General features: G+C 67.5%; 1 protein-coding gene. It reads right to left on the bottom strand.

Going from position 1 to position 1,272, the window contains the following annotated elements; translation table 11 throughout:
- Positions 1-993 (bottom strand): ABC transporter substrate-binding protein (locus tag ACRDSQ_RS18900; RefSeq protein WP_431422893.1); only part of this gene is annotated, 993 nt, incomplete at its 3' end.
- Positions 994-1,272 lie beyond the last annotated feature (279 nt).

Raw genomic sequence — 1,272 nt, 5'->3', positions numbered from 1 at the left:
GACATAGCCCAGCCCGTTCGTCCACTGGCTGAGGCCGTCCGACGAGACGAGAAACCGCACGAACTTCCACGCCGCGGCCTGCTGCCGCTCCTCGGTGGCGAAGATGACCAGGTTGTTGCCGCCCGCGACGATCTTCCGCGGCTTCGACCCGAACGTGGGGAACGGCGCGGTCCGCAGTTCGAATCGGGCGCTACGCTGGAAGTTCTCGAGGTTGGCGATCGAGGCGACCTGGATGGCGATATCCCCGCGCAGGAAGCTGGCCTGGCCCTCGTCCGAGGTCGCCAGCGGCGTGACCTTGTGCACGTTCACGAGGTCGCTGTAGAACTGCAGCGCCTCACGCGTGGCCGGCGCGTTGACGGTCACCGTCCGGCCGTCGGCGCCAAGGAACGCGCCGCCGTTCGACTCCACCAGCGATTGGATCACGAACGTGTCGCGGTTCCACATGAAGAACCCGAATTTACCCGTGCGCGCCTTGATCTGCTGCGCGGCCTGCAGCACGCCGTCCCACGTCGCCGGGAACCGGTCAGGGGTGAGGCCGGCCGCCTTGAACAGATCGGCGTTGTAGAAGACGACCGGCACGCTGACGCTGTACGGCATCCCGTGCTGCCGCTTGCCCTTCTGGCCAAAGACCAGCACGCTCGGAGAGAATCCGTTGAGGATGTCTTTCACCCCGGGCAGCTCGTCGACGGGCTTGTGGGGAAAGGTGTCGATGACGAACTCGGTAAGATTGTAGCCGATCACCGACACCGCCGGCGGAGTCCGCGCGGCCATCTGTGCCTGCAGCGCGGTCAGCAGTCCGCCGTAGCCGCCGGGCTGAAACCGCTCGACGACCCGGACCGACGACTGGGACTCATTGAAGCGACTGACCACGCCGCGCAGCACCGGGCCGCCAAACGTCTCGGAGAAGATGTGCCAGTACTCGATCGTCACCGGCCCCGCGGGCTGCGCCACCGCGGCCCGCTCCATGACGGGCGCGCCGGTCAGCACCGCCACCGCGACGATCACGCCAACCCACAGCTTCCAACCCTTCATCAGCTTCACCTCCGCGTGTTGAACCCGCCTGGGCCGAATCGTCCCACGCAGTAATATCGGCGACCGCCCGGTCCGATCCCTGCTCGGCTCCCCAGCCAGTCACGGTCGGCAGCGTCCCCTCAGGCGGGATCGATCGGCACAACGCGCTGGACGCGGGTGGATGTCGCCACCACCCGGCCGCGGGCGATCACATGGCTCCGCTCGGCGTGCATCTGCAGGACCTCCTGGAGATGGCGCGCC

This window comes from Actinokineospora sp. (genome assembly GCF_050699995.1).
GTDB lineage: Bacteria > Actinomycetota > Actinomycetes > Mycobacteriales > Pseudonocardiaceae > Actinokineospora.
Note: the sequence above shows the minus strand (reverse complement) of the source record. Positions and strands in the feature narration are given on the sequence as shown.